This is a genomic window from Mycobacterium paraffinicum (assembly GCF_001907675.1).
GTDB classification, from domain to species: domain Bacteria; phylum Actinomycetota; class Actinomycetes; order Mycobacteriales; family Mycobacteriaceae; genus Mycobacterium; species Mycobacterium paraffinicum_A.
On the sequence record NZ_MPNT01000008.1, the window covers coordinates 104030 to 130428 of the forward strand.

A 26399-nucleotide genomic window follows, 5' to 3' on the forward strand; every position below is an offset into this window, starting at 1 on the left:
GCGGGCGTTTCGACCGGGTTTTCATTCGGGCTGTCATAGTTAGCCGACCGCTCTAGAATGAGACGCTTTGGTCTGCCTGTAGCCGGTCGGGATGAGGTTGGTATGAAGAGCCGTGCGCGCAATCGACGTCAGCAGGCCGGTGGCCGTCCGCGCGGGGCGGCCACCTTGCTGAGGGCGGCGTTGAGCTGCGCGGCGGCCGCAATCGTGGTGGCGGGGTGCACATCCTTCGTCGGCGGGCGGGCGCTCTCGATGCTCAACGATCCGTTCCGGGTGGGCGGCTTGCCCGCGACCGACGGCCCCAGCGGCATTCGCTCGAACGCACCGGCCGCGACCGGCACGGTGGTCAACACGGACGACGGCGCGATCGACAAGCTGTCGTTGCTGTCGGTCAACGACATCGAGGACTATTGGAAGTCGGTGTACGGGCAATCCTTGAAGGGAAGCTTCGTCCCCGTCGGCAAGATGGTGTCGTACAACTCCAAGGATCCGTCCAGCCCGATCGTTTGCCACAACGATACGTACAAGCTCGTCAACGCCTTTTACACGTCGCGCTGCAACCTGATCGCCTGGGACCGCGGGGTGTTCATGCCGGTCGCGCAACGGTACTTCGGCGACATGTCCGTCAACGGCGTGCTGGCCCACGAATTCGGCCACGCCCTGCAGAACATGGCGCATCTGGTGACCAAACGCGACCCCACGATCGTGCACGAGCAGCAGGCCGACTGCTTCGCGGGCGTCTACCTGTTCTGGGTCGCCGACGGCAAGTCGCCGCGGTTCACTCTCAGCACCGCCGACGGGCTCGACCATGTGCTGGCCGGGATCATCACCACCCGCGACCCCGTGATCGACAGCGAGAGCGAGAACGACGACGAACACGGGTCGGCTCTGGACCGGATCAGCGCCTTCCAAATGGGTTTCATCGACGGGGCCTCGGCCTGCGCGGGGATCGACAAGAAGGAGATCGAGCAGCGCCGCGGCGATCTGCCGAACGCCCTGCGCGTCGACAGCAGCACCGGAAACCCCGAGACCGGTGAGGTCCCGATAGACCAGGACACCCTGTCGACGTTGATGGAGCTCCTGGGCAAGATCTTCACCCCGAAGAGTCCGCCGGCGTTGTCCTATCAGCCGGCCAATTGCCCTGACGCCAAGCCAAGTCCGCCGGCGTCCTACTGCCCATCCACCAACACGATCGTGATCGACCTGCCCAAGCTCGCGGCGATGGGCAAGGTCGCCGACGAGAACGAACAAACCCTGCCGCAGGGCGACGACACCGCCCTGTCGGTCGTGATGTCGCGGTACGCGCTGGCCGTGCAACACGAACGCGGGCTGGCCATGCAGAGCCCGTGGACCGCGCTGCGCACGGCCTGCCTGACGGGCGTGGTGCACCGCAAGATGGCCGAACCCATCGAGCTGTCGTCGCAGAAGCAGCTGCTGCTGACGGCCGGTGATCTCGACGAGGCGGTGGCCGGGTTGCTCACCAACCACCTCGTCGCCAGCGACGCCGACGGCACCAGCGTGCCGGCCGGTTTCACCCGGATAGCGGCGTTCCGCGGCGGCGTGGGCGGCAACATGGACGCCTGCTACTCCCGCTATCCGGGCTGACCAAGGCCGCCGGCTCAACCGACTTCGGTCTTTTATGGCGTCGCCCCAAAGGTTCGAATCACGCCGCGGATCACCCCAAAGGGGGACGAACGATCGAGTAGTCGCAACTAGCTTCGTCTCAGCTCTAGCGAGGAGGAGCCGTGGGTGACACAGAAGATCCGACCGATCATTTCCGCACGACGTATCCGCATGCCGGCGAATTCTTCATCGACCGACTGTGCTGGCCCGGACTGATGGCGATTGTGCTGGGCGTGGCCGCACTGGTTGGTGGTGTGGCCGCGGCGGCGTACCGGCAACAGGACTGGACGCTGACGCTGGTCGTCATCGGAATACCGGCGATCGTTGCCGGTTTGGTTTGGCTTGCGCTCGAGCATCGCCGCGTGATGGGAACGGAAAGGCACTGGCTTTCCATGTACTCCACGCGCCGCCCCGTGTTGTAGTCCACGCTGTCGGTCGTTGCGCGCTACTGATTCGCCGCCGCGTGGCCTTCCGCAATGGGGGTGGCGGCATCGCCGGGCATGGAGAACTGGCGCAGCCAGTCAAACCATTGCGACATGCCTTCACCGGTGCGCGCGCTAAGCGGCAGAATCGTGGCCGTCGAATTGACCTGTCGGACATGGTCGATGTAGGTGTCGATGTCGGTGTCGAGATGCGGTACCAGGTCGATCTTGTTGAGTAGCACGATGTCGACGGAGCGGAACATGACGGGATATTTCAGTGGCTTGTCTTCGCCCTCCGTGACCGAGTAGACCATCGCCTTGGCGTGCTCGCCGACGTCGAATTCGGCCGGGCAGACCAGATTGCCTACGTTCTCGATGATGACGAGGTCCAGGCCGGGCAGGTCGAGTCCCTGCAGCGCCCGATTGACCATTGGGGCGTCCAAGTGGCACTCGCCGCCAAACCCGTTGCTGGTGTTCAGCAGTGACACCTGGGCGCCGCGCCCGGCGAGTTTGGCGGCGTCGAGGTCGGTGGCGATGTCGCCCTCGACCACGCCAACGGCCAGTTCGCCGGCCAGCGCGTCCAGCGTCGCCGCCAGGATGGTGGTCTTGCCGGATCCCGGTGAACTCATCAAGTTGAGGGCGCGCACACCGTGACGATCGAATGCCTGCCGGTTGATGTCGGCGCGGGAGTCGTTCTCGGCGAAGATCGACTCGAGCACCTCGATCCGCTGTGAACCGGTGGCATAGCCGCTGTGGTCGCCATGCTGGTCGTGGTCGTGGTCGTGGTCGTGGTCGTGGTCGTGGTCGTGGTCGCGGTCTTGGTCTTGGTCGTGGTCGTGCACCGTGCCGTCATCGTGGCGGTGAAATCGTCCCATTTACTTGACCTTTCGAGACTCGGTCACGCTCTCGGACACCTGACCGACGTGACTAGAAATTCGTTGCCGCGCAATACCTCAACGTCGCCGCTCGCGCACGCCGGGCAGCACACCGACCACCGGGACACGATCTTCGACCGCTGCCCGCAGGCGCGGCAGCACACCTCGGCGGGCACGAGTTCGAGTTCCAGCGCGGTGTCGACCACGTTCTCATCCAGATGCTGGCACACCAGGGACCAGCAGAACTCCAGCGAGTCGGGTACCACCTGGCGCAGCGCGCCGACCTGCACTCGGACGACGTCGACATGGCGCCCCGCCGCGTGGGGCTTCACCACGCCGGCGATGGCATGGCACAGCGACAACTCGTGCACTACTCCATGCTGCCTCGCGGGGAGCAACGGTGTCGCGAAAACTAAGTGCGAAAAAACGCAGACTTTGTGTGCGAAATTGTGATTGTCGACATATCGGGACGGGTTTAACCTGAGCGTGACCGCCCGTGCCGCCAGCCCACTGGGCACGGGCGTCAATTGCTGCTCAGGAGGTTCGTGGATGGGCAGTCGGGTAGTGCGGTGACCAGCGTTCGGTTGCGGCTCGACATCGAGGGCGTCGTCCAGGGCGTTGGATTCCGCCCCGCTGTCGCGCGCATCGCCGCACGTCACGGCCTATCCGGCTGCGTCTACAACGACTCCGGTGCGGTGCACTGCGAGTTCGAAGGCGCACCCGAAGCCGTCCAAGCCGCGGTATCGGCGCTCAGCGCTGACCATCCGCCGATGGCCCGCATCGACTCGATCGAAGCCCGCCAGCTGCGGCCCAACGGCGAATCCGGGTTCCGGATCGTCGCCAGTCGAACGGACGACAGCCGCCGCACGCTGGTGCCGCCGGACATCGCCACCTGTGCCGACTGCCTGCGCGAGATGCGCGACCCCGGCGACCGCCGCCACGGGCACCCGTTCATCACGTGCACCAACTGCGGCCCGCGCTACACGGTGATCACCGACCTGCCCTATGACCGTCCGTCGACCACCATGGCGCAGTTCGGCATGTGCGCGGCGTGCACAGCCGAGTACCACGACCCCACCGACCGCCGCTTCCACGCCCAGACCATTGCGTGCGCCGACTGCGGACCGACACTGTCCTGGCGCGGCCCGGGCGATGCGCACGACCCGCTGGGGGCCGCGGCACAAGCGCTGCAGGACGGACTGGTGGTCGCGATCAAGGGCATCGGCGGCTTCCATCTCGCCTGCCTCGCCGACAACGCGGCGACGGTCACCGACCTGCGGTGCCGAAAGGGCAGGCCCGCCAAGCCTTTCGCCGTGATGGTCGCCGATCTCCCCGCGGCACAACGACTCTGCGACGTCGACGGCGCCGGGGCGCAACTGCTGCAATCACCGGCGGCTCCGATCGTGTTGCTGCCCGCCCGTGCGGACGCGGCGCTGCCAGGCGTGGCGCCCGGCCTGTCCGAAACCGGTCTCATGCTGGCCTATTCCCCGGTGCACCACCTGCTGTTCGACCGGTTGGGGCCGGTGCCGCTGGTGATGACCTCGGCCAACAGCGGTGGCTCCCCGATCGTGTTCCGGGATTCCGACCTGAACTGGATCGACGGGTTGGCGGACGCGGTGCTCACCCACGACCGCCCGATCCACGTGCCGTGCGAGGACTCGGTGCTCGGTGTGGACGCAGAGGGCGCCGTGGTGCCGGTCCGGCGCTCCCGCGGCTACGCCCCGCTTCCGGTGTCGACTCCGGCCGCCGGCGCCGGGGTGATCCTGGCGACCGGTGGGGATCTCAAGACCACGTTCTGCGTGCTGTCTTCCGACGGGCACGCACACATGTCGTCGCACCTGGGTGACATGGCCGACCCGCGCACCCAGGGTTGCTTCGAATCGGCCGAACGACACCTGGCCGTCATGACCGATTGCCGACCGCGGCTGATCGCCTGCGATCTGCATCCGGCCTACGCCACGACCGGCTGGGCCAAGCGACAGGATCTGCCGGTGCAGCAGGTGCAACACCACCACGCCCACGCGGTATCGCTGATGACCGAGCACGGCCGGCTCGACGAGCCGATGCTGGCGGTCGCCTTCGACGGCACCGGCTACGGCACCGACGGCACCATCTGGGGCGGCGAACTCCTGATGCTCACCGAGCCCGCCGCCTTCACCCGGGCGGGGCACCTCAAGGCATTCGCCCTGCCCGGCGGCGAGGGCGCGGTGCGCCACCCCGCGCGGATCGCCCTGGACCTGCTGCACCGCGCCGGGATCGACTGGGCGCCGGACCTGCCCGCGGTGCAAAGTCTCGGCGCCCAGGCGAGACACATTCTGGGACAACAGATTCCGCGCGGCATCGGTTGCGTCGAGACCACCAGCATGGGCCGCTTGTTCGACGCGATCGCCAGCCTGCTCGGCGTCTGCCAAGAAGTCACCTACGAAGGTCAGGCCGCCGTCGAACTCGAGCACCTGGCCCGCGGCGGCGACCCGGCGCCGATGGACTTCGACGTAATTGCGGGCGTCCTGGACCCGACGCCGTTGATCACCGAGGTGGTGCGGGGTCTGCGGGCCGGCACGCCGACGGCCGATCTGGCCGCGGGCTTTCACGCCGCCGTCGTCAGGGCCACCGCGCGGGCGGTCTACGGAGTCGCGGCGGGCGTGGGCACTATCGGGTTGACCGGCGGCGTCTTCGTCAACCGACTGCTGCGCGATGGGCTCCGTAAAGAATTGGTGGGCAACGGTTTCGAGGTGCTCACCCACGCGGTATTGCCGTGCAACGATGGCGGTCTGGCGCTGGGCCAGGCCGTGATCGCGGCATGCCGGCACGGAAGGGGGGCATAGCGGATGTGTCTCGGAATTCCCGGCAAGGTTGTCGACACCTGGGATGAGGCGGGGACGCGGATGTGCACCGTCGACTTCGGCGGCACCACCAAGACCGTGTGCCTGGCTTACCTACCGGACATGCAGGTCGGCGAATACACCATCGTGCATGCCGGTTTCGCGATCACCCGGCTGGACGAGGCGTCGGCACAGGAGACGTTGCGGATGTTCAACGACCTCGGCGTGCTGGAGGAAGAATTGGCCGGCGACGAGGGCCAGGGCAGGAGGGAACCGGCATGAAGTACCTGGACGAGTTCCGCGATCCGGTGGCCGCCCACGCCTTGGTGAGCGACATCAAGCGACGCGTTACCAAGACGTGGACCATCATGGAAGTTTGTGGCGGGCAGACGCATTCGATCATCCGCAACGGTATCGACCAATTGCTGGACGGTGCGGTGGAATTCATCCACGGCCCGGGCTGCCCGGTCTGTGTGACACCGCTGGAGATGATCGACCGGGCGCTGGAGATCGCGGCGCGCGACGATGTGATCTTCTGCTCCTTCGGCGACATGCTGCGGGTGCCGGGCAGCAGCCAGGATCTGTTCAGCGTGCGCGCCCGGGGCGGCGACGTCCGGATCGTCTACTCGCCGTTGGACGCCACGCGGGTGGCCGCCGACAACCCCGACAAGCAGGTGGTGTTCTTCGCGGTCGGCTTCGAGACCACGGCGCCGGCCAACGCGATGGCCGTCGTGCACGCGCAGCGGCTCGGGCTCACCAACTTCTCCATGCTCGTCTCGCACGTGCTGGTGCCCCCGGCCATGACGGCGATCCTGAGCTCGCCGACCAACCGGGTCGAGGCGTTCCTGGCCGCCGGACACGTCTGCACGGTGATGGGCACCGGCGAATACGGGCCGCTGGTAGACGAATTCCACGTTCCGATCGTGGTCACCGGTTTCGAACCACTGGACCTGCTCGAGGGCGTCCGGCAGGCCGTCGACCTCCTGGAGGCGGGCACACCGCAGCTGCGCAACGCCTATCCGCGCGCGGTCACCGCCGCGGGCAACGCGGTCGCGCAACAGACCCTCGCGGACGTGTTCGTGGTGACCGACCGGCAATGGCGCGGCATCGGCATGATCCCCAAGTCGGGATGGACACTGTCGCCGCGGTACGCAGAGTTCGATGCCGAACTGAAGTTCGGGGTGGGGCAGCTGCGGGTGTCCGAGTCGGCGGAATGTCACAGTGGGGAAGTGCTGAAGGGACTGTTGAAACCCAACGAGTGCCCGGCGTTCGGCAAATCCTGCACGCCGCGCACGCCGCTGGGGGCGACCATGGTGTCCAGCGAGGGCGCCTGCGCGGCGTACTACCAATTCCGCCGGTTGGAAGCCGCCGCAAATGCCTGAGTTGCCGGTCGCGATCGACCCGGCCGACTGGGTGTGTCCGCTGCCGCTGCGCGAGACGAAGCGCATCGTGCTGGGCCACGGCGGCGGCGGGGTGCTCTCCGAGGAATTGATCGAGAACCTGTTCCTGCCCGCGTTCGGCGGCGCGGCCGGCGCACCGCGCGATTCCGCGTTGGTCGACATCGCGGGCGGGCGCATCGCGCTGACCACCGATTCCTATGTGGTGCAACCGCTGTTCTTTCCCGGCGGAAACATCGGCGACCTCGCGGTCAACGGCACGATCAACGATCTGGCGTGCAGCGGAGCCCAGCCGGTCGCGCTGACCGCCGGGTTCATCCTGGAGGAAGGGCTCGAGCTCGAGGTGCTGGGCGCGGTCGCCGAAACCATGGGCAAGGCGGCCGCCAACGCCGGCGTCGGCATCGTCACCGGCGACACGAAGGTGGTCGCGCGCGGCGGAGCCGACCAGCTTTTCGTGAACACCGCCGGGGTGGGGGTGGTGCCCCCGGGCGTGCACATCGGGCCCGAGCGGGTGCGCGCCGGAGACCACATCATCGTGTCGGGCAACCTGGGCGAGCACGGCGTGGCCATCATGAGCGTGCGGGAGGGCATCGATTTCGGCACCGTCGTCACCACCGACAGCGCCCCGCTGCACCGGATGGTCGCGGCCATGCTCCACGCCGCCGGCGCCGCGGTGCACGCGCTGCGCGATCCCACCCGCGGCGGCCTGGTCGCCGCGGTCGTCGAGATCGCCCGCGCGGCGACGGTGGGCATCGAACTTGATCAGGCGAAAATCCCGATTCCCGAGACGGTTTCGTCCGCCTGCTCGTTCCTCGGGCTGGACCCCCTGCAGGTGGCCAACGAGGGCAAGATGGTGGCGTTCGTCGACCCCGGGCACAGCGAAGCGGTGCTGGACGCGATCCGGGGCCGCCCGGAAGGCGCGAACGCCGCGATCATCGGCCGCGTCGTCGCCGAGCATCCCGGCATGGTGGTGGGCAAGACCCCCTTCGCCACCACGCAGGTCATCGAACGTCAACTGGGCGAACAGCTTCCGCGTATCTGCTAGGCCGCCCACCAGCCGCGGTGGACGGCGCGAGAGTCGTCGGCCAGCAGCTGGTCGGGGATATCGAAGCCGGGCCGCACCCCCGCCGCGCCGGTGAAGTCCTGGCCGGCGGTGTAGCCGTTGGTCACCACCGGGGTGGCCAGTCCCGCCGCCCGCGCGGCGCGCAGGCCGATCGCCGAATCCTCCACCGCCAGCGCCGATTCGGCGGGCAACGCGAGCGCGTCGAGTGCCTTGAGGTAGGCCTCGGGTTCCGGTTTGAGCCGCTCCACATCGTCGCCAATGCCAACGACGAGGAAGCCGACGGTGTTCAGCAGCGCGACGACGACCGACACTCCGGCCGCGTCAAACCGAACCGCGACGCAAGGCGCACCGGGTAGCCACATCCACCGACACCACCAACCACCAAGCGGCTCCTTCGGTGCGGCTCACAACCCGGTCATGCGAAAGCTAGCGCCGATGTGGAACTTGTTGCCGGCGATTCGCAGGAATCGCCGCGTGGTTTTACGGCCGGACCATCAACCGTTTTGTACATCGACCGCGCGGCGCGGCGTTCCGGCCTTCCGTGAAGTCCGCGCGCCGGTGCCGGCCATTCCGTCAACCGATTTCGGCGAGCCGGGGGATCACCTCGTCGCCGAGGCGGCGGATGAAGCCCACGGGATCGGGGTTGCCGGGGAAGGGGCCGGCGTTGACCAGCTCGACGCCCAGTTCGGCGAAGGCCTCCACCGTCCCGAAGTACCCGTCGAGGTCATCGAACGGATTGACGAAGAGGCCCACGGTCTTTCGGATTTCGGCCGGGTCGCGGCCGACGGTGTCGCAGTGCCGGTTCAGCACCTCGATCTTGTGCTTGAGCTGGTCGGGCTCGGTCACCGTGCTGTTCCAGATGTCGGCGTACTGCGCGACCAGTCGTAGCGTCTTCTTCTCGCCGTCACCGCCGATCATGATCGGCGGGCGGCGAATCGGTTGCGGCTCACAGATCGTCTCGGCCAACTGGTAGTGCTTGCCCCGGTAGGGGCCGTCGTTCTCGCTCCACATCTGAAGGCAGATCTGCAGCGTCTCCTCGAGCATTTCGAAGCGCTGGCTGACGGGCGGATAGGGGAAGCCGAGGGCGACGTGTTCACGGTCGTACCAGGCCGCGCCGAGCCCCAGCGCCGAGCGACCCTGCGACAGCACGTCCAATGTGGTGACCGCCTTGGCCAGCAATCCCGGATAGCGGTAGGTGACGCCCGTGACCAGCAGGCTCAGGTCGATCTTGGTCGTCTGTCCGGCCAGAAAGCCCAGTGATGTGTAGCCCTCGAGGAACGGGTCCTCCGCGGGTCCCAAGGCTTCCATCTGCAAGAAGTGGTCGGCCAGTGTGAACAGCGTCGCGCCGCCCTGTTCGGCGGTCTTGGCGGCGTCGGTCAGCGTCGGACCCAGCGCCGCCGGATCGCCTGGCAGAAAATCGATGAAGTGTACTCCTAGTTCCATTGCAGCCCTTGCCCTTTCATTATTCGGTCAAGCGCTCGAGCAGCGCCAGCGCATCGAGGATGACGCGACGCTCGCGTTCCGAATACCGCTCGTGGATGGCGCGCGCCAGCCACTCCTCACGGACCTGTCGATTGCTCTCGGCGCGTCGCCGGCCCGCCGCCGTCAACGAAATCAGTTGCCGACGGCCGTCTTCCGGGTCGGGCGTGCGCTCGATGAGCCCCCGCTGCTCGAGGGCGGCCACTATCGTGGCCATGGATTGTGGACGCACCCGTTCGGCCGAAGCCAGGACGCTCGCCGATGAGGCCCCCTCTTTCCAGAGCCGGTTCAGCACCGCGGTCTGCGAGGGGGTCAGGTCGTCGTCGGTGGCGAGGTCCCTCAACTGACGCCGCAGCCTGCTGAACATCACCCGCAGGTCGCGGGCAGCCGCAGCCGCGGACTCGGTGATACCGTCCACAATGCCAGTCTAGACTGATCAGTTCAAGCTGTCTAGTTTCGCCCGAGCAACTGGAGGGCGGCGTCGACCGCCAGCGCCGCCACGTTGAGGGTCTTGGATCGCAGATCGTGCCGGGCCCCGGCGATCTCGACGACCGCCGTAGTGCCGGTGACCAGCGCGGCGGCGGCGCGCAGTTCGTCGGGCGTGCCGAAGGGGTCCGACGTCCCGTGCGTGAAGACGGTCGGCACCCTGATGTCGGGCAGGTGCTCGGTGCGGGCGCGCTCCGGCTTCCCCGGCGGATGAACCGGATACGAGAAGAGGGTGAGCATGTCCACCGGCGCTTCGCGGGCTGCCACCACCATGGACGTCTGCCGGCCGCCGTAGGAGTGCCCGCCGGCGATCAGCGGGCCGTCGGCGATGCCGCGGCACACCGTGATCGCCTCGACGATTCCGGCGCGGTCGGTGGCCGCCGAGCCGGACGGGGGCCCGCTGGGGCGCCGCCGCCGGTAGGGCAGGTTGTACCGGATGGCGAGCCAGCCGCGCCGCGCCCACTCGTCGCAAACCTGTTGCAGCAGAGGTGAATCCCGATTGCCGCCGGCGCCGTGGGTCAATACCACCACCCCGGCGGGCGGCCGAGCGGGTTCGTGCGCCACACCGGCGATCCGATCCAGGTTCACAGGAGCCTGAACAGAGGTGAGACGGGGCCGTGCCCGTGGCCCAGCGGATAGGAGGCGCGCAGGCACTCGGTGACCCACCGCTTCCCGAAGCCGACCGCGTCGGGGACGGTGTAGCCGTGCGCCAGCGCGCACGCGATCGCGGTGGCCAGCGTGTCGCCACCGCCGTGGTCGTTGCCGCCGGGCAGTCGCTCGGCATCGAACTCGTACCAGGACGCACCGTCGTAAAGCAGGTCGCAGCTGCGATCGGACGACCGCAGGTGGCCGCCCTTGACCAGCGCCCACCGCGGTCCCAGCGCGTGCAGCGCCTCGGCCGCCGCCCGCTGCGAAGCCACATCGACGACGTCGATGCCCACCAGCAGCCGCACCTCGTCGAGGTTCGGCGTCACCAGCGTGGCCACCGGAAACAATTGGCCGCGAAGCGAATCCAGGGCCGATGCCGCCAGCAGCGCGTCGCCGTGCATGGACGCACACACCGGATCGACGACGAGCGGGACACTCAACCCCAGCCGGCGCCAGGTGGTGGCCACCGCGGCGATGATGCCCGAGGACGCCAGCATCCCGGTCTTGGCGGCCTGGATGCCGATGTCGGTGACCACCGCCTCGATCTGGGCGGCCACGACGTCGTCGGGCACCTCGTGAAAGTCCTTGACGCCCACCGTGTTCTGCACGGTGACCGCGGAGACCGCGATGCAGGCGTGCACGCCCAGCAGCGCCATCGTGCGCATGTCGGCCTGAATCCCGGCGCCGCCCCCCGAGTCGGACCCGGCGACGGACAGCACGCGCAGCGGGGTCGTGCCCGGCGGCGGGAGTGGCAGCGTCGGAACCGACGAACTCAAGGCTGCGTGATCGGCAGATACACCCGGTTGCCGTGCTCGGCGAACTCGCGTGACTTCTCGGCCATGCCCTCGTTCATGACCGCCTCGATCGCCTCCTCGCTGTCGAGCCCGTGCTCGGCGGCGTAGGCCCGAACGTCGGCGGTGATCCGCATCGAGCAGAACTTGGGCCCGCACATCGAACAGAAGTGCGCCGTCTTGGCGGGCTCGGCCGGCAGCGTCTCGTCGTGGAATTCCCTTGCGGTGTCGGGGTCCAACGACAGCGCGAACTGGTCGTTCCAGCGGAACTCGAAACGTGCCGTGCTCAGGGCATCGTCGCGCTCCTGGGCGCGCGGGTGGCCCTTGGCCAGATCCGCGGAGTGGGCGGCGATCTTGTACGCGATCACCCCGTCCTTGACGTCCTTGCGGTCCGGCAGCCCCAGGTGTTCCTTGGGGGTCACGTAACACAGCATCGCGGTGCCGGCCTGGGCGATGATCGCCGCGCCGATCGCCGACGTGATGTGGTCGTAGGCCGGCGCGATGTCGGTGGCCAGGGGCCCCAGGGTGTAGAACGGGGCCTCCTCACACAGCTCCTCTTCCAGGCGCACGTTCTCGACGATCTTGTGCATCGGGACGTGCCCCGGTCCCTCGATCATCACCTGCGCGCCATGGGCTTTCGCGATCTTGGTCAGCTCGCCCAGCGTGCGCAGCTCGGCGAACTGCGCGGCGTCGTTGGCGTCGGCGATCGACCCCGGCCGCAGTCCGTCACCGAGGGAGAAGGTGACGTCGTAACGGGCGAAGATGTCGCAGAGCTCCTCGAAGTTGGTGTAGAGGAACGATTCCCGATGATGCGCCAGGCACCAGGCCGCCATGATCGAACCGCCGCGGGACACGATCCCGGTGACCCGCTTGGCGGTCAGCGGCACGTACCGCAGCAGCACGCCGGCGTGCACGGTCATGTAGTCCACGCCCTGCTCGCACTGCTCGATCACGGTGTCGCGGTAGATCTCCCACGTCAGCTCCGTCGGGTCGCCCTTGACCTTCTCCAGCGCCTGGTAGATCGGCACCGTGCCGACCGGCACGGGGGAGTTGCGCAGGATCCACTCGCGGGTCTCGTGAATGTTCTTGCCGGTGGACAGGTCCATGATGGTGTCGGCGCCCCAGCGGGTGGCCCACACCATCTTGTCGACCTCCTCGGCGATCGACGACGTCACCGCGGAGTTGCCGATGTTGGCGTTCACCTTCACCGCGAAGGCCTTGCCGATGATCATCGGCTCGCTCTCGGGGTGGTTGTGGTTGGCCGGGATCACCGCTCGGCCGCGGGCGACCTCGTCGCGCACCAGCTCGGCGGGCATGTCCTCGCGGGCGGCGATGTATGCCATCTCGGCGGTGATTTCGCCGGCCCGCGCCCGCTGCAACTGGGTGCCGCGATCGCGGACCACCCCGGGCCGGGGCGGCAGCCCGGCCGTCACGTCGATCACCGCGTCGGCGTCGGTGTAGGGGCCGGAGGTGTCGTAAAGGTCGAAGTGGTCCCCGGTGGACAGGTGCACGCGCCGGAACGGCACGCGCGCACCGCCGTCCAGCTCGCGGTAGACCTTGCTGCTGCCCGCGATGGGGCCGGTGGTTACGGACGCCTCGACGGCCTGGGAAAGCTCGGGGGTTTGTGCCAAGGTCATTTTTCATCTCCCTACGCCGGCATTACCCGGTCAGGTTCGTACGGTCGACGGCCGCAAGCCGTCCTCTCAGCGCATTCGACGTGCGCTCCCGCGTATTTGGATGTTCCGCACGCGACGTTACCCCCACCCCGCGCCAGTCGGCAGGCCGGCGGCCAATCTGCCCGGGCGGTAGCCGGGTGTATCCCCCGAATGGAAAAATGCATACGTGCAAGAGCAGGGGGAGATGGACGGGTCGACACCCGGCGGTGCCCGCGGCCGACAGCTGAGCCCGGTCGAGGCGGTCGCCCGCTATCTCAACGTCGGCGCCTTCCGGTTCTGGTTCATCGGCGAGCGCTGGGAGTGGTCCGACGAAGTCGCCAGGATGCACGGCTACGAACCGGGCACCGTCGAGCCGACCACGAAACTCGTGTTGTCGCACGAGCACCCGGAGGACCGCCAGCACGTCCAGGAGGTGCTCGACTACGCCCTGCAGTCGGCGGAATCGTTTTCCAGCCGGCACCGGTTCCTCGACACCGCGGGCAATGTGCACGATGCGATCGTGGTGGCCGACCGCATGTACGACGAGTCGGGAGCCGTGGTGGGCACCGCCGGGTATTACATCGACCTCACCAACACCTTGGACGAAACCCGGCAGGAGGCGCTCGACGAGGCGCTGCCGGACCTCTTCGAAAACCGCGCCGCGATCGAGCAGGCCAAGGGCGTGCTGATGTGTGTGTATCGGGTCAGCGCCGAGCAGGCGTTCCGGGTGCTGCAGTGGCGGTCGCAGGAGACCAACGTGAAGCTGCGGGCACTGGCCCGGCAACTACTCGCCGATGTCACCACTTCGGCGGGCGCCGCACCCGCTCTGCAGAGTCATTTTGATCACGTGCTGCTGACGGTGCATGAACGGATATCCGACGAGTCCTCTGGGTAACCAGAGGAATACGCGAATGGGGCAGCCCGCAAACAGTTAGTGTTCCTAGACACTGCGAGCGGCGCGCGCCGCTTGCGGACCGGCTGCGAAAGGCACAGACAGTTGTTGGCGGTGGAACACGAGGCTCTCGATGATGCGGTAGTGGTGCGCGTCAAGGGCGGTGTCGACTCCAGTACCGTCGATGAGGTCACCGCTCACCTGAACGCCGCGCTCAAGCTGGCCGAGGCACACCCGGCCCGACTTGTCGTCGTCGACCTGCAAGCGGTCGACTTTTTCGGAAGCGCCGCGCTGAACGCGATGCTCGAGTGTCACGACGGGGGCAAGGAAGCGGGCACGTCGGTCCGGCTGGTCGCGGACCACGACCAGGTGCTTCGCCCGATCCAGGTGACCGAGCTGGACCGCATCTTCGACATCTACCCCACGCTGCCCGAGGCGCTGCAACCCAAGCGACGGCAATGAACCCGGCGCTGCCGGCCGATCTCGCGGCTGCCGTCGCGTTGGGTGGGGAGATGGGCCGCAGGTTCGCCGAATTCGACTGGGACGCCCATCCGTTGGGTTCCCCCGTGGGCTGGCCGAGCGAGATGCGGGCCGCGGTGGCGACCACCTTGACGTCGCGGTTCCCGCTCGCGCTGTGGCTGGGCACTCACGATTTGTTCGTGGTCTACAACGAGGCGTACATCGAAATCCTCGGCGACCGGCACCCGAGCGCCCTGGGGCGGCCCGGCCGCGACGTGTGGTGGGACATCTGGGATTCGATCGCCTCGATGCTGGCCGGCGTGGTCGCCACGGGCGAGGCCACCTGGTCGCGCGACATGATGCTGCCGATGGTCACGGCGGGCCGGCGCGAGGAGAGGTACTTCAGCTTCACCTACAGCCCGCTGGTCGACGCCGCCGGCCGGCCCTTCGGCGTCTTCTGCCCCTCGTACGAGACCACCGAGCGCGTGCTGAGCGAACGCCGCCTGCACCTGCTGAACGCGGTGGCCTCCGCGCTGATGGGCACCGGCAGCATCGAGGACGCGGTGGCCGTGGCCGTCACGGTGTGCGCGGGCCAGCCCGCCGACCTGCCGTTCATCGGCGTCTACGTGGACGACGCGGAGACCGGCTGCGTCGCGTTGCGCGGCGCCACGCCGTCGGTGTCGTCGCTGCTGCCGCACGATCTGGCGCGGCTGACCGAGTGGGGTTCGGAATCCAAATCGCGCGCGGAGGTCACGCTGATCGAGCGGCTGCCGGAGGCCATCCCGGGCATCGGCCACGCCCTGGCGGCCGATTGCCCCGACCAGGCCCTGGTGTTGCCGCTCGGTGAGGCGCCGGCCGCCGGCGCGCTGGTGGTCGGCCTCAGTCCTCGCCGCCCGCTGGACCCGCAGTACCGCGGCTTCTGCCAGCTGCTCGCCGACCAGCTCACGTCGACCTTCGCGCAGATCGTCTCCTACGAACAGCAACGGCAGCGGGCCGACGCGCTGGCCGAGCTCGACCGGGCGAAGACCGCGTTCCTGACCAACGTCAGCCACGAATTCCGCACGCCACTGACGCTGCTGCTCGGGCCGCTCGACGATGCGCTGTCCGAGGCGGCGCCGGACAGCGTGCTGGCGGACCGGCTGAGCACGGCGGTCCGCAACGCGCGGCGCCTGCAGCGCCTGGTCGACTCGCTGCTCGACTTCTCCCGCATCGAGGCCGGCCGCGCGGACGCGAAGTTGGTGTGTACCGATGTCGGCGCGCTGACCGCCCACGTCGCGTCATCCTTCACCGAGCTCTGCCGCCGGGCGGGGCTCGAGCTCGTTGTGGAGTGTTCTCCGGTGCTGGCCGACGTCGACCCCGGCATGTGGGAGACGATCGTCCTCAACCTGCTGTCCAACGCGGTGAAATACACACTGCACGGCTCGATTTCGGTCCGGGTGCGCGCCGAGCCCGGGTACTGCGTCGTCACCATGCGCGACACCGGGGTGGGAATCGCGGCAGATGACCTGGACCGCCTGTTCGACCGCTTCTACCGCGCCGACAACCTTCGGGGTCGCAGCGTGGAGGGCACCGGCATCGGGCTCTCGCTGGTGCGCGGGCTCGTCGAGCTGCACAGCGGGACCGTGGAAATCGAGAGCGAGCTCGACCGCGGGACCACGGTCACCGTCCGGCTGCCGCAATCGATCGGCACCGCGGCCGACCAGGCGACCGCGGGCCAGCTGGACGAGACGAATCCGTACGTCGCCGAGGCGCGGCAATGGCTGACACCCGTCCCGGGGGGCGACGGGCCGGCCCCCGCGCCCGAGAGGTCGCGCCAGCTGGTGCTGATCGCCGACGACAACGCCGACATGCGACACCATCTCGACCGGGTGCTGTCGGCCCACTGGGAGACCGTGCTCGCCGCCGACGGCGAGTCGGCGCTGGCGGCGACCCGAAACCTGCGCCCGGACGCGGTCGTCACCGACGTCATGATGCCGGGCATCGACGGCTTCGGACTGGTGGCGGCCATCCGCGCGGACCCGGAACTGGCGGCCACCCCGGTCCTGATGCTGTCGGCCCGGGCCGGGGCGGAGGCGATCGACGAGGGCTACGCCGGCGGCGCCGACGACTACCTGCCCAAGCCGTTCCGCTCCCAGGAACTGGTCGACCGGGTGAAGTCCCGGCTGGCCGCCGTGGCGCGCGAGCGCGACCGCCAGCGCCGCGCGGCGGCCTCGGATCTGGTGCTACTCGACTCGGCGCTGCAGGCCACCGACTCGGTCGCCGGGATCCTGGACGCCTTGCTGGAGTCCTCGTTCGGCTCCGCCGACGCCGCCACCGTCACGATCGGCATCTTCGACGGCGAACGCTACATCCGGTTCGAATACGCCGGCCAGCTGCCCGGCGAATTGCGCGACCGCTATCACGTGACCACGCTCGACTCCCCGGTGGTGGGAGCCGACGTGGTGCGCACCGGTCAGCCGATGGTCATCACGGACACGCTCGACCTGCCCCCGCGCTATCAGCACGCGGTGCAGGACACCGCCGGCAGCGTCCGCGCCTGCGTCGCCCACCCGCTGCGGGATCACTCGGACCGGGTGTTCGGGGTGCTGGCCCTGCTGTGGCCCACGCCGCGAGAGTTCGACGTCGCCGAACTCGACGCGTTCGGCCGGATGGCCGAGCTGACGTCCTCGGCCCTGGACCGGGTCCGCGTGCTGGCGCGCGAACACCGCATCGCGGTCGACTTCCAGGAGCAGCTGCTGGAGCTCGACCGCGGCTCGACGGCGGCGGTGGTGGCCGCCGTGTATCAGCCCGCGGGGGAGGCGATGCGCGTCGGCGGTGACTGGTATTCGGTGACCCCACTGGATCGCACCCACCGGTTGGGGATATCGGTGGGCGACGTCGTCGGGCACGGGTTGGCCGCCGCGATCGTGATGAGCAGGCTGCGCGCCGCGGTGGCGGCCTCGGCCCTGACGGCGGGCGAACCGGGCGCGGTCCTGGGCGCGTTGGACCGGTACGGGGCCAGCGTGGCGGGGGCGCGCTGCGCGACGGTGGCCTACGCGCTGGTCGAGACGGAACCCGACACCGGGTGCGCGACCGTCAGCTACAGCTGCGCCGGTCACCCCTATCCGCTGGTCGTATTTCCCGACCGTCGCGCGCTGTTCCTGACGGCCGGCCGGCGTCTGCCGGTCGCCATCAAGGAACACGACGCCGAAAGCTACCCGGCCGACGCCACCGCGACGGCGAACCTGCCACCGGGGAGCCTGATCCTGCTCTACACCGACGGGCTCATCGAGCGGGCCGGCGAGACGCTGGACGACGGCCTCGCCCGGCTGCGGTCCGCCGCCGCGGACTGCGTCGACCTTCCGGTCGAGTCGGTCTGCGTCGAGCTGCTGTCCCGGATGGCGCCGCTCACCGGCTACCGCGACGACGTCGTCCTGCTCGCGCTGCGGGCCGGCCACCAGGCCCCGCGCAGCTTCGCCACCGTGGTCACGGCCGCGCCGGGGCAGATCCCCGTCGCGCGCGATCGGCTACGCAACTGGCTGGCCGGCATCGCCGTCGACCCGAAGCGCGAGCTGGACATCCTGCTGGCGGCCGGCGAAGCCGTGACCAACGCGATCGAGCACGGCAGCGACGGCGAGCCGCGCCGGACGGTGTCCCTGGAGGCCTTCCTGCGCCAACACACGGTGGCCGTCACGATCAGCGACACCGGCCGATGGGTGGGCGATTCCTCGGCCAGCCTGCGCAGCCGGCGACGCGGCCGCGGTCTGACCCTGATCGGCGGACTGGCCGATCACGTCGACACGCTGCGGACCCCGGGAGGCACCCGGGTCACGTTGCGGTTCGACCACGCCGTACGGACGCCTTAGGCCCGCTCAGGCCTCTTCCATCGCCTCGCCGAGCTCCTCCAGGAGCTTGTTGTGGTGGTTGGCCGCCAGGAAGTGTCCGGCGGCGATGACCACGGCGACCGGCCAGTCGATGAGTTCGAACGCCGCCAGGGCGGCCAGGCCCCCGAAATAGGCCAATTGCTCCGGCCGCGGAATCTCCATCTGGCCGACGACCGGAAGGTTGACGACGAACGTCTCGCCTTCGCGGATCTTCTCCACCGCCTCGCGCTGCGACGTCCCCCTGCGCGACTTCTTTTCCGCCATCATTTGCCTTTCAGTAACGAAGGGTTTGCCGCGCCGCCGGGTGCCGCGGCCACCGTCGGACCTATGTCGACGATGACCGACGCCGGGGGCGATCCGCTAGTTTCCTCTATTGCTCGGGTGCTGAAGGTGCCGTTACAGGAACTCTATGCGCTCCTGTGGCGGGCCGGGGTGGTAGAGGTTCACCCACCTCGACGGGGGCCGCGGCGGATTTGTCCGGACCCGTCAGCGCACGATTCGCAATCCCGATCGCGACGGTCGCCGCGGCGGCGGACCCCAGCCCCTGCGCCCAGCCGACCGGACCCAGCGGTGTGCATCCCAGCAGTTGGCTGACCACGGGGATGCTGATCAGCGTTCCCATCGCGGCCAGCGAGCCCACTGCGGTGAACACCACCAACGGGGCGTGTGAATCCAACAGCGTTTGACCAAGCTCGGCGCCCACCAAGGCGACCAGCGCCACGGTGGACGCGCGCTGTGGGCGGCCGGTGACGCTTCCCATCGCCCACGCCGACGTCGTCGCGGCGGCCGTGGTGACGCCGCGGATGGCCACGGCACGCCACAACGCGGGCTGATCGGGGCCCCGGATGCTCGGGTCGACCGGGCCGCTGGGCTTGCTCACCGCGAGGGCCGCGGCCGGCAGCGCGTCGGTCATCATGTTCACCAAGAGCAGCTGCCGGGTGTTCAGCGGTGAGGTCCCGGTGATCGCGCTGCCGATGATGGCGAACAACACCTCGCCGGCGTTGCCGCCGAGCAGCACGGACACCGCGGCCTGCACCCGTTGCCAGAGTTGGCGTCCCTCTTGGATGGCGTGCAGCAGGCCCTCGATGCGGGCGTCGACCAGCACCACGTCGGCGGCCATGTGCGCCGGGTCGCTGCCGCCGGCGACGACGCCGATGCCGACCGTGGCCGCCCGGATGGCGGCGGCGTCGTTGGCCCCGTCCCCGACCATCGCGGTGCGCACGCCCGCGCTTTCGAGGGTCTGAACGACCTGGACCTTGTTCTCCGGTGTCATCCGGGCGAAGATCACCCGCTCGGTCACGACGCGCTCTTGATCCTTGCGCGACAACGCGTCCCACTCGGCGCCGCTGATCACCTGCTCGGCGGTCACGCTGAGCCCGAGCTCCTCGGCGATGGCGCGGGCGGTGATCGGGTGGTCACCGGTGATCAGCTTGACGTCCACCGAAAGCCGGCGCAGATCCGCGAGCAGGTCCGCCGCCTCGGCGCGCGGGGTGTCGGAGAGGCCGAGGAACCCGGTCAGCGTCAACCCATCCCGCGCGAAGTCGGCGATGTCGTCGGGATCCTGCCGGATGGCTTGCGCCTGAGCCGGATTCAGTTGCCGCCGCGCCACCGCGATCACGCGCAGGCCGCGGCCGGCCATCTGGGCCACCGTCTCCGCCAGGTCGGGGCTCACGTCCGCGCAGGCGGCCAGCACTACCTCGGGGGCGCCCTTGATGGCGAGCTCGGTGTCCGTCGCGGAGGCCGAGAACGATCGGCCGGAGCGGAACGGCAGGTGCGCGACGGCTGCGCTGGTGCTGTGGCCGTTGACCGACGCGGCGGCCTCGACGATCGCGACATCGGTGGCATGCGCGTGCGGGCCGCCGTTGGACGGCGGCGCGGCGCGGGCGGCGCAGCGCAGCACCTCCTCGCGCGAAGTGCCCTGCGCCGCAACTACTTCGGCCACCCGCAACCGGTTCTGGCTGAGCGTTCCGGTCTTGTCGAAGCAGACCACGTCGATGCGGCCGAGCGCCTCCACCGAACGCGGGACGCGCACCAGCGCGCCGAACTTGGTGAGCCGCCGCGCCGACGCCGCCTGCGCCAGGGTCGCCACCAGCGGCATGCCCTCCGGCACCGCCGCGACGGCGATCGCGATCCCGCTGGCCACCGCCTGGCGCAGGACCGAGCCCCGCAGCAGCGCGAGCGCGCTCACCAGCGCTCCGCCGGTCATGCTGACCGGGAACGCGCGGTTGGTGAGCTGGCTGAGCTGGTGCTGCAGCCCGATGTCCGACGAGAGGTCACCGGAGACCAGCTCGGCGGCGCGACGCTCCTGGGTGTCGGCCCCGACCGCGGTCACCACCGCCACCGCGGTGCCTGCCACCACGGTCGTCCCGGCATACAGCATGCAGCGGCGTTCGGCGAGCGCGGCGCCCGGCGTCGGCTCCACCTGCTTTTCCACCGACAGCGACTCCCCGGTCAGCGTCGACTCGTCGACCTCGACGTCGACCTCCTCGATGATGCGGGCGTCGGCGGGCACCACCTCGTGGGTGCGCACCTCGATGACGTCGCCGGGCTGCAGTTGCGCCGCGATGACGTCGGCGTACACGCGGTCCCCCGCACCGTCGGAGAGCACCTTGCGGGCCGGTGGGATCTGTTGGGCGAGTAGGTGATTCAGCCGGTTCTCGGCGCGGAGCCGCTGGCTGGCCGCCAGCATGGAGTTCCCGGCCAGCACCGAGAAGACCAGGACGGCGTCGACCGGGGAGCCGAGCACCGCGCTGGCCGCCGAGCCGAGCGCCAGCACCGGGGTCAGCGGGTCGGTCAGCTCGGCGCGGACGGCGGCCGCGAACTGCAGGAAGGCGTGCGCGCGTGTCTCGGGCTGCGGGGCGCCGAGGGTGGCCAGCGCCAGGCGCCTCGGGTCGCCGGCCGGCTCCGAGTCGGGTGGCGGCAACGCCCGACGGACGTGCTCGACGGCCATCGCATGCCACTCCTGGACGGGAGCCGGGCGGGGGGCATCCGCCCTGATGATGCCGCGCGCCAACAGGTATCCCGACAGCGCACCGGCCGCCGCGCCACTGGTCACCGGCCCGCGCCCGATGCCGCGCACACCGGGAATCATCAGCAGCGAGCCCATCGCCGTTGCGCCGGCCGAGATCCCGACGCCGCGTTGGGCGGCGGCCCGGGCCGCCGGCAGCGCGTGCAGGACACGCCAGGCCGCGCCCAGGTCGGGCAGCAGCAGGTCGGCGTACCACGGCGGGGGACCGTCGCCGGCCTCGGGCATCATGCCCAGCGCCACGTCGGCCGACCAAATGGCTTGCGCCCCAGGGGATGACAGCACGGCGACGGTGCGGCCCGCCTCCTGCAGGCCCGCCACGGCACCCGCCAGCGCGTCGTCGATGGAACCCCGCCCCAGCGGCCTGATCTCGTCGAACGCCGGCCGCAGTTCGCCCAGCGAATCGTCCTCGACCGAAACCAGTTCGGATCCCGCCCGGTGCGCCTCCGAGACGACCGCCGACGCCAACGGATCGTGGGTGAAGCAGAACAGCGCCTCGACTTGGGTGTTCGGCTTGCTGGGCGATATCGCAGGCACCGGATGCCAGCCCGGACGCAGCCGATTCTTCTCCAGCATCAGCTGGGCCCGCGACCACGCGGCGGGCAGCTCGGCTTCCCGGGCGCCGCGAATCAGCGACACCCGCAAGCTCTTGGTGCACAGCACCCGGGGATCGATGACGATCGCGTCGACCCGGTCCAGGCGGCGCAACGCCTCCGGGCGCAGCGCCAGGACGGCGTGCCGGTCGGCCAGCCCCCGGCCCAGCGCCGCGGCGAAGGCCTCCGGCGTGGTCCGGTTGGCCGCCGGCGTGGTCACCAGGACGGCCAGGGCCGCCTGGTTGAGGTTGCGGGTGGTGGCGCCGACGATCCCGGCGCTGATCGCTTGGACGAGAGCGAACCGGCCGGCGTGGTGGTCGTCCGGCCGGCCGCGCGGCGGCTTGGCCGCCGCCGACGGGTCGGTGCGCGGATGGTCGGCCTGGGTGGCCAGCTGAGGTTCGTGACGGACCCACGCGCGCGCCTCCGCGCGGCATTCGGCGGCCTTGAGCGACTGCATCAGCAGGCCCACCGACAATGAGGCGGGGGACTGGGTGACGGTTTCCGCGGCCGTCACGGCCAGGGTCAGCGCCGTGTCGGTCGCGGGCCGGCCGATGCGGTCCTCGAGCAGGCGGCGCGGCCACGGTTGGTAGTCGAGCGCGACCACGCCCGCCAGGACACCGATGGGCATGCGCGGCCAGCGCAGCGCGCGCCCGGTCAGCGCTATGCCAAGCCCGGCCGCGCTGGCGGCCGCGGTGGCGGCCCGGGTCGCCAGCACCACGCCGTCGCCCGGCAGGCTCGTCGGGGGTGCCAGCGGTTTGGCGGCTGCGCTTGGCGCGCAACGCTTCTCGGTGGAATCGACGATGCGGCACAGGTCGCGCAGCGAGGTGTCCGCGTCGCCGATGGTGACCACCACGCGGGACAGCGGGTAGTTCAGGGCGGCGGACGCGACCCCTCGATGGGCCAGCAGCGTGTCGAGCACCGAGCGTCCGAGTTCGTCACCTGAGGCGCCGTCCAGCCCCCGCACCTCGATCCAGGCGCGCTCCGCGCCACGCCAGCAGCGGCGGCCCAGTGTTGCCGGGCTCTCCTGAGGCAGTTCGGCCGAGATTGCGCGGGCGCCCTCGCGCAGCGGAATCGCGGCGATGGTGACGCCGGCCTCCACGAGCGAGGTGGTGGCCTGGATCCCCGCCGCGACGGCGCGCAACGGCGCAGATCGTTGTATCGCTGTCGCAATACTCAAAAGCGGCTTCGGGCAGTCCCGTTAGTTGGTGCTACGCAGCGCGCTGCCGCCGGCGCGGCGACCGGCGGCCTTCTTGGCCGTCGACTTGCCGGCCGCCTTCTGCGGCGCGGACTTCTGCGGCGCGGGCTTCTCGTCCGCCGGTTCGGCGGGCACGGCCTTGAGGCTGGCCTTCGGCGTCGGCGCGCCCGATCCGTTGCGGTGGCTCAGCCGTTGCAGCAACAGGACGCCGCCGCCGACCGCCAACAGCACCGGCCACTCGACCAGCCCGGCGACGCCAAGCGCGCCGATGGCCACCGCGGCCGCAGGCGTCGAGTGGCTGCCGCTGCTGATTCCCTTTTTGATGCCCTCGGCGGCCCCGGTGACGCCGCCGACGACGCCATTCACCGCCGCGCCACCCACGGCGCCGGCGGCCGCGGTCGTCGCGCTTGCCGCGCGATTCACCGTTTGACCCACCCCTCGGACTGCCCCGCCGATGACACTCATCATGACTCCTTGGCTTTCCTGCCCTTGCCGCGAACGCGCGTCACCGGTGAGCTGTACCCACTGAACGCATCGTTAACAGCAAAAAAACACTGTTTGTCGCTTCTAACAAAATCAAAGCCTGCCACCTTACAAACGCGCAGACAACGAACGGTCGCATTTAATTTGCCTGAGCTTAACCTGGTTAGAAGCGCGGCGCGAACGAGGTCAACGCGATTTAGTCTCGCCTTATGTCGATTTGCACCGGTGCGTGATCGCTGGCGGCCTTTCCCTTGCGCTCGTCGCGGACGATCTGGGCGTCCGTCACGCGGGCGGCCAACTCCGGTGAGGCCAGGATGAAGTCGATGCGCATCCCTTGCCGTTTCGGGAACCGCAGTTGGGTGTAGTCCCAATAGGTGTACACACCCGGCCCGGGCGCGAAAGGCCTTACCACGTCGGTGAATTGGGCGTCGACGATAGCGCCGAACGCGCGGCGCTCGGGCTCGGAGACGTGGGTGGCGCCGACGTAGAACTCGGTGCTCCAGACGTCGTCGTCGGTCGGGGCGATGTTCCAATCGCCGGCCAACGCGATCTGCGCGGTGGGGTCGTCGCGCAACCAGGCGGCCGCCGTATCACGGAGCGCGGCAAGCCATTCCAGCTTGTAGGTGTAGTGCGGGTCGCCCAGCGCGCGGCCGTTGGGCACATACAGGCTCCAGACCCGAACGCCGCCGCAGGTGGCGCCCAGGGCGCGGGCCTCGGCCGTCGCGGCCACCTCCGGTTTGCTGCTCCAGCTGGGCTGGCCGTCGAAGCCGATCCGCACCTCGTCGAGGCCCACGCGTGAGGCGATCGCTACGCCGTTCCATTGATTGAAGCCGACGTGCGCCACCTCGTAGCCGAGTTCGAAAAACGGCAAGCTGGGAAATTGGGTGTCGGAACATTTGGTCTCCTGCATGGCCAGCACGTCGACCTCGGCGCGCGCGAGCCAGTCGAGGACGCGGGCCAGGCGGCTGCGAATCGAGTTGACGTTCCAGGTGGCCAGCCGCAGCGGGGATCGCGAGCGCGGCGAGGCCGGGTGCTGCGGGTCGGCGCCATCGGTCAGCGGGGATCGCGAGCGCGGCGAGGCCGGGTGCTGCGGGTCGGCGCCATCGGTCAGCGGGGATCGCGAGCGCGGCGAAGCCGGGCGCTGCGGGTCGCCGCCATCGGTCATCGCTAGACGGTATCCCAGGCGGGGGAGCGGGCCGGGAAGTAGCGGCGGCTGTGGTGGGCCCGGAAGCCAAGCGCTTCGGCGAGAGGTGTCGCGGCGTCCCCGGGGACGACCAGATAGGCGCGGGTCGCGCCGCGCCCCGCGGCCCGGGTCAACAGCGCCTCGCACGCCGCCGGGTCGTCGCAGGCCGCCGGCAGGCCAACCCAGCGCGTGCCGTCGGGGGCGTCGGTCACGGCCGCGAGCGCCGTGGCGTCGGGGTCAGGGTCGGCGTCGTCCGCCCCCGCGGGCGCCGAGACGTCGCGCACCAAGACGCGTTCCGTGCGTTCGGCGCTGAGCCCCGACGGCAGCGGCAACAAGCGATCGGGAATGGCCAGTCGCGGGGTCAGGCCGCGGCGCTCATACCAGTCCGCGATCGCCGCAACGGTGCCGGACCGAGCCGATACATCCAGCGGCACAGCGAAATCGACCCCGCCCCCGGCGCGCAGCAGCCAGCCGTCGAGCCACGCCCGTTCCGTGCCGGGGGACGCCGCGGCAACCGCGTGCTCGAGGGCCCGGATTTCGGAGGTCCGCACGGGGGCGTCGGTCAGCACCCGCAGCGCGACGACGTCGTCGGGCAACACCTCGGCGACCGCGCCTGTCTTGGTCCGGACCCGCACCACCGGGTCGACCGCCAGCAGCTGCCCCACCGCGTCGGTCAGGGGCGGCACCGAGCCCGGGGGCCGCCGGTAACGCAGCGTCACCCGCGTGCCCAACTCCGGCCACGAGAACATCAGTGACCGAAGGGGTCCGGCCCTTCACCGGGCAGCCACGACAGTCCGGGCACGCCCCAGCCGTGCGCCTTGACGGCGCGCTTCGCGCTGCGGGCGTGGCGACCGATCAGCCGGTCCAGGTACAGGAAGCCATCCAGATGCCCGGTCTCGTGCTGCAGCATGCGCGCGAACAGGCCCGTGCCCTCGAGCTCGACCGGCTTGCCGTCGGCGTCGACACCGGTGACCCGCGCCCAGGTGGCGCGGCCGGTGGGAAACGACTCGCCGGGGACCGAGAGGCAGCCCTCGTCATCGTTGTCCGGGTCCGGCATGGTCTCCGGTATCTCGGAGGTCTGAAGCACCGGGTTGACGACCACACCGCGGCGCCGTTCGGTCCGGCCCCGGTCGTCGGCGCAGTCGTAGACGAAGACGCGCAACCCGACGCCGATCTGGTTGGCGGCCAGGCCGACTCCGTGCGCGGCGTCCATGGTGTCGTACATGTTGGCGATCAGCTCCGCCAGGTCCGCCGGCAGCGAGCCGTCGGCGCCGACGGGCACCGGCTGCGTCGGGGTGTGCAAGACCGGATCCCCGACGATCCGGATCGGTACGACTGCCATGGTCGGCTAAGCTACCGCACGCCCGTGGGCGCCGAAGCCGGCATGTTCTCCGCGGGCAATCTGAGCCAATCGGCCGACTCGCGGGTCTGGATGACGGCTTGAGGGT

The 26399-nt window shown here is 69.7% G+C and carries 23 protein-coding genes, 1 pseudogene and 1 riboswitch; of the genes and pseudogenes, 10 read left to right on the plus strand and 14 right to left on the minus strand.

Annotated elements, in window-relative coordinates:
- Positions 1 to 102 precede the first annotated feature (102 nt).
- Positions 103 to 1602: a peptidase gene (locus BRW65_RS11300; protein ID WP_139272999.1), complete on the plus strand. Its 1500-nt coding sequence runs from the start codon at positions 103 to 105 to the stop codon at positions 1600 to 1602.
- 140 nt (positions 1603 to 1742) lie between these two features.
- Complete coding sequence (gene usfY / locus BRW65_RS11305) at positions 1743 to 2042, plus strand: protein UsfY (RefSeq protein WP_073874541.1); 300 nt, start codon at positions 1743 to 1745, stop codon at positions 2040 to 2042.
- A 23-nt stretch (positions 2043 to 2065) separates the two neighbouring features.
- Here usfY and hypB read toward each other — a convergent pair whose 3' ends face one another.
- Positions 2066 to 2917, minus strand: a complete 852-nt coding sequence (hypB, locus tag BRW65_RS11310; protein WP_073874543.1) for a hydrogenase nickel incorporation protein HypB — start codon at positions 2915 to 2917, stop codon at positions 2066 to 2068.
- Between the two features lie 23 nt (positions 2918 to 2940).
- A complete protein-coding gene (locus tag BRW65_RS11315) occupies positions 2941 to 3288 on the minus strand; it encodes a hydrogenase maturation nickel metallochaperone HypA (RefSeq protein WP_073874545.1) in 348 nt (115 codons plus the stop codon).
- Between the two features lie 198 nt (positions 3289 to 3486).
- On the opposite strand from BRW65_RS11315, the gene hypF reads away from it, so the two are divergent.
- From hypF to hypE, 4 genes are read left to right on the plus strand one after another with little or no spacing between them, the layout of a single operon-like run.
- Positions 3487 to 5742 carry a carbamoyltransferase HypF gene (gene hypF, locus BRW65_RS11320; protein WP_347876618.1) on the plus strand — a complete coding sequence of 752 codons (2256 nt, stop codon included), beginning with the start codon at positions 3487 to 3489 and terminating at the stop codon, positions 5740 to 5742.
- A 3-nt stretch (positions 5743 to 5745) separates the two neighbouring features.
- Positions 5746 to 6021, plus strand: coding sequence for a HypC/HybG/HupF family hydrogenase formation chaperone (locus BRW65_RS11325; RefSeq protein ID WP_073874547.1), 276 nt, complete (start codon positions 5746 to 5748; stop codon positions 6019 to 6021).
- The gene (gene hypD, locus BRW65_RS11330; protein WP_073874549.1) at positions 6018 to 7121 is read left to right on the plus strand and encodes a hydrogenase formation protein HypD; all 1104 of its coding nucleotides are present in this window, start codon (positions 6018 to 6020) and stop codon (positions 7119 to 7121) included. The genes BRW65_RS11325 and hypD overlap by 4 nt, the downstream gene beginning before the upstream one ends.
- The gene (hypE, locus tag BRW65_RS11335) at positions 7114 to 8181 is read left to right on the plus strand and encodes a hydrogenase expression/formation protein HypE (RefSeq protein WP_073874551.1); all 1068 of its coding nucleotides are present in this window, start codon (positions 7114 to 7116) and stop codon (positions 8179 to 8181) included. The genes hypD and hypE overlap by 8 nt, the downstream gene beginning before the upstream one ends.
- On the opposite strand, the gene BRW65_RS11340 is transcribed toward hypE, so the two are convergent.
- The 6 genes from BRW65_RS11340 to thiC all read right to left on the minus strand — a co-directional run bounded on the left by BRW65_RS11340 (position 8178) and on the right by thiC (position 13240).
- A complete protein-coding gene (locus tag BRW65_RS11340) occupies positions 8178 to 8510 on the minus strand; it encodes an HAD-IA family hydrolase (RefSeq protein WP_073874553.1) in 333 nt (110 codons plus the stop codon). The two genes, hypE and BRW65_RS11340, sit on opposite strands and share 4 nt — an antisense overlap.
- Positions 8511 to 8772: 262 nt before the next feature.
- On the minus strand, positions 8773 to 9642 hold the full coding sequence (locus BRW65_RS11345) for an LLM class F420-dependent oxidoreductase (protein WP_073874555.1): 870 nt from the start codon (positions 9640 to 9642) through the stop codon (positions 8773 to 8775).
- Between the two features lie 19 nt (positions 9643 to 9661).
- Entirely contained in the window at positions 9662 to 10096 is a 435-nt protein-coding gene (locus BRW65_RS11350) for a MarR family winged helix-turn-helix transcriptional regulator (RefSeq protein ID WP_073874557.1), read from the minus strand.
- A gap of 32 nt (positions 10097 to 10128) precedes the next feature.
- Positions 10129 to 10752: an alpha/beta hydrolase family protein gene (locus tag BRW65_RS11355; RefSeq protein ID WP_073874559.1), complete on the minus strand. Its 624-nt coding sequence runs from the start codon at positions 10750 to 10752 to the stop codon at positions 10129 to 10131.
- Positions 10749 to 11588, minus strand: coding sequence for a bifunctional hydroxymethylpyrimidine kinase/phosphomethylpyrimidine kinase (gene thiD, locus BRW65_RS11360; protein WP_073874561.1), 840 nt, complete (start codon positions 11586 to 11588; stop codon positions 10749 to 10751). Before thiD ends, BRW65_RS11355 begins: the two co-directional genes overlap by 4 nt.
- The gene (gene thiC, locus BRW65_RS11365; protein ID WP_073874562.1) at positions 11585 to 13240 is read right to left on the minus strand and encodes a phosphomethylpyrimidine synthase ThiC; all 1656 of its coding nucleotides are present in this window, start codon (positions 13238 to 13240) and stop codon (positions 11585 to 11587) included. Before thiC ends, thiD begins: the two co-directional genes overlap by 4 nt.
- A riboswitch (TPP riboswitch) is annotated at positions 13232 to 13342 on the minus strand. (Overlaps the previous gene by 9 nt.)
- A 121-nt stretch (positions 13343 to 13463) precedes the next feature.
- Between thiC and BRW65_RS11370 the strand changes: the two genes are divergently transcribed.
- From BRW65_RS11370 to BRW65_RS11380, 3 genes are all read left to right on the plus strand, one after another.
- On the plus strand, positions 13464 to 14153 hold the full coding sequence (locus BRW65_RS11370) for a PAS and ANTAR domain-containing protein (RefSeq protein ID WP_073874565.1): 690 nt from the start codon (positions 13464 to 13466) through the stop codon (positions 14151 to 14153).
- 102 nt (positions 14154 to 14255) lie between these two features.
- On the plus strand, positions 14256 to 14612 hold the full coding sequence (locus BRW65_RS11375; protein ID WP_073874566.1) for an STAS domain-containing protein: 357 nt from the start codon (positions 14256 to 14258) through the stop codon (positions 14610 to 14612).
- A complete protein-coding gene (locus tag BRW65_RS11380) occupies positions 14609 to 18454 on the plus strand; it encodes an ATP-binding protein (RefSeq protein WP_073874568.1) in 3846 nt (1281 codons plus the stop codon). Before BRW65_RS11375 ends, BRW65_RS11380 begins: the two co-directional genes overlap by 4 nt.
- Positions 18455 to 18460: 6 nt before the next feature.
- Here BRW65_RS11380 and BRW65_RS11385 read toward each other — a convergent pair whose 3' ends face one another.
- Positions 18461 to 18736, minus strand: a complete 276-nt coding sequence (locus BRW65_RS11385; RefSeq protein WP_139273001.1) for a hypothetical protein — start codon at positions 18734 to 18736, stop codon at positions 18461 to 18463.
- 63 nt (positions 18737 to 18799) lie between these two features.
- On the opposite strand from BRW65_RS11385, the pseudogene BRW65_RS32260 reads away from it, so the two are divergent.
- A pseudogene (locus BRW65_RS32260) lies at positions 18800 to 18877 on the plus strand (hypothetical protein); the annotation flags it as partial.
- Here the strand turns inward: BRW65_RS32260 and BRW65_RS11390 are convergent.
- The 5 genes from BRW65_RS11390 to BRW65_RS11410 form a co-directional block, all read right to left on the minus strand.
- Entirely contained in the window at positions 18843 to 23267 is a 4425-nt protein-coding gene (locus tag BRW65_RS11390; protein WP_073874570.1) for a cation-translocating P-type ATPase, read from the minus strand. The pseudogene BRW65_RS32260 and the gene BRW65_RS11390 overlap by 35 nt on opposite strands.
- 21 nt (positions 23268 to 23288) lie before the next feature.
- The gene (locus tag BRW65_RS11395; protein ID WP_073874745.1) at positions 23289 to 23750 is read right to left on the minus strand and encodes a hypothetical protein; all 462 of its coding nucleotides are present in this window, start codon (positions 23748 to 23750) and stop codon (positions 23289 to 23291) included.
- 214 nt (positions 23751 to 23964) lie between these two features.
- Positions 23965 to 24771 (minus strand): exodeoxyribonuclease III, encoded by an 807-nt coding sequence (locus BRW65_RS11400; protein ID WP_073874747.1) that lies wholly within the window; start codon positions 24769 to 24771, stop codon positions 23965 to 23967.
- A 164-nt stretch (positions 24772 to 24935) separates the two neighbouring features.
- The gene (locus BRW65_RS11405; protein ID WP_073874572.1) at positions 24936 to 25700 is read right to left on the minus strand and encodes a GNAT family N-acetyltransferase, cg3035/Rv0428c family; all 765 of its coding nucleotides are present in this window, start codon (positions 25698 to 25700) and stop codon (positions 24936 to 24938) included.
- The gene (locus tag BRW65_RS11410; RefSeq protein WP_073874574.1) at positions 25700 to 26293 is read right to left on the minus strand and encodes a peptide deformylase; all 594 of its coding nucleotides are present in this window, start codon (positions 26291 to 26293) and stop codon (positions 25700 to 25702) included. Before BRW65_RS11410 ends, BRW65_RS11405 begins: the two co-directional genes overlap by 1 nt.
- Between the last annotated feature and the right edge of the window lie 106 nt (positions 26294 to 26399).